We start from the raw sequence: 2184 nt of genomic DNA, 5'->3' as shown, positions 1-2184 counted from the left end.
ATCGGGCTTGGGCAGATATTGTTCGCATACCGCCTGCCTCTGGCCGGTCGTGTGTCGATCGGCCACCGCGTCAGCGGTGCGTTGTTGTTCCTGTTCCTGCCTTTCATCTTGTTCCTGTTGGACCAGAGCCTCACTTCGGAGCTTAGCTTCGAGGTATTCAAGGGCTTCCTCTCCAACATCATCGTCAAGCTCATCGTGCTGGTCCTCGGGTGGGCGTTCCTGTTTCACTTCTGCGCTGGCGTGCGTCACCTGTGCATGGACTTCAACCATGGCCTCGTGAGCAAGGAAAAAGGCAAGTCGACCTCCCTCGTCGTCGTGATCATCTCCACGGTCCTCACGATCGCCTTTGCGGCAAAACTCTTCGGAGCGTTCTAAAAAATGTCGGCTAATAACGGTATCGGTCCGAAGCGCCTTGTCGTCGGCGCTCACTACGGCATTCGCGACTGGATCGCGCAACGCGCCACCGCCGTGATCATGGCGATCTACACGATCGTGCTGCTCGTCCTGTTCTTCGGCGCGCACGACTTCTCGTATGACGGCTGGGCGCCGATCTTCGCCGCGCAGTGGATGAAGCTCGCCACGTTCGTCACCCTGGTCGCGCTGTTCCTCCACGCGTGGGTCGGTGTGCGTGACATCTGGATGGACTACATCAAGCCGGTCGGCCTGCGCATCACGCTGGACGTCCTCACGATCGCATGGCTGCTGGGCAGCCTCGGCTACGCCGCTCAGATTCTCTGGAGAGTGTAAAAGAATGGCTGCAATCAAGAATTCATTGCCGCGTCGCAAGTTCGACGTGGTCATCGTCGGTGCTGGCGGCTCGGGGATGCGCGCTTCGCTGCAACTCGCGCGCGCTGGCCTGTCGGTTTGTGTGCTCTCGAAGGTGTTCCCCACGCGTTCGCACACGGTGGCGGCGCAGGGCGGCATCGGCGCCTCGCTCGGCAACATGAGCGAAGACAACTGGCACTACCACTTCTACGACACGATCAAGGGCTCCGACTGGCTCGGCGATCAGGACGCGATCGAGTTCATGTGCCGTGAAGCGCCGAACGCCGTGTACGAGCTCGAACACATGGGCATGCCGTTCGACCGTAACGCCGACGGCACGATCTACCAGCGCCCGTTCGGCGGCCACACGGCCAACTACGGCGAGAAGCCGGTTCAGCGCGCCTGTGCTGCTGCTGACCGTACCGGCCACGCGCTGCTGCACACGCTGTACCAGCAGAACGTCGCGGCGAAGACCACGTTCTTCGTCGAATGGATGGCGCTCGACCTGATCCGCGACGCCGACGGCGACGTGCTCGGTGTGACCGCGCTCGAAATGGAAACGGGCGATGTCTACATCCTCGAAGGCAAGACCACGCTGTTCGCCACGGGCGGCGCGGGCCGGATCTTCGCGGCATCGACCAACGCGTTCATCAATACCGGTGACGGCCTCGGCATGGCGGCCCGTTCGGGCATCGCGCTGCAGGACATGGAGTTCTGGCAGTTCCACCCGACCGGCGTGGCCGGCGCGGGCGTGCTGATCACGGAAGGCGTGCGCGGCGAAGGCGGCATTCTGCGTAACTCGAACGGCGAGCGCTTCATGGAGCGTTACGCGCCGACCCTGAAGGACCTGGCGCCGCGCGACTTCGTTTCGCGTTCGATGGACCAGGAAATCAAGGAAGGCCGCGGCGTGGGGCCGCACAAGGACCACGTGCTGCTCGACCTTTCGCACATCGGCGCCGAGACGATCATGAAGCGTCTGCCGTCGATCCGCGAAATCGCGCTCAAGTTCGCGAACGTGGACTGTATCAAGGAGCCGATCCCGGTCGTGCCGACCATCCACTACCAGATGGGCGGCATCCCGACGAACATCAACGGCCAGGTCGTTGGCACGCCGAAGGGTCACGAAGAAGTCGTCAACGGCTTCTACGCCGTGGGCGAATGCTCGTGCGTCTCGGTGCACGGCGCAAACCGTCTGGGCACGAACTCGCTGCTCGACCTCGTGGTGTTCGGCCGTGCGGCTGGCAACCACATCGTCAAGCACGTCAAGGAGCTCAAGGACCACAAGCCGCTGCCGGCCGACGCCGCCGACTTCGCGCTCTCGCGCCTTGCCGAGCTCGACAAGTCGACCTCGGGCGAGTACGCGCAAAGCGTCGCGAACGACATCCGCGGCTCGATGCAGAAGCACGCAGGCGTGTTCCG

Annotated in this window: 3 protein-coding genes; all 3 read left to right on the top strand. The window is 63.1% G+C overall.

The window, feature by feature from the left end:
* Positions 1-375 (top strand): succinate dehydrogenase, cytochrome b556 subunit (sdhC, locus tag ACOJB8_RS40970; protein ID WP_475017944.1); only part of this gene is annotated, 375 nt, incomplete at its 5' end.
* A gap of 3 nt (positions 376-378) precedes the next feature.
* Positions 379-747: a succinate dehydrogenase, hydrophobic membrane anchor protein gene (sdhD, locus tag ACOJB8_RS40965; RefSeq protein ID WP_475017942.1), complete on the top strand. Its 369-nt coding sequence runs from the start codon at positions 379-381 to the stop codon at positions 745-747.
* 4 nt (positions 748-751) lie between these two features.
* The coding region (sdhA, locus tag ACOJB8_RS40960) for a succinate dehydrogenase flavoprotein subunit (RefSeq protein ID WP_475017940.1) at positions 752-2184 on the top strand (1433 nt) is incomplete at its 3' end.

Source organism: Paraburkholderia sp. BR10141 (genome assembly GCF_056155635.1).
This window is presented reverse-complemented; position numbering and strand designations above follow the sequence as displayed.

What these genes read in the sequence shown, in the direction of transcription:
- sdhD (WP_475017942.1), top strand. Translation starts at nt 379, where the DNA reads ATGTCGGCTAATAACGGTATCGGTCCGAAGCGCCTTGTCGTCGGCGCT.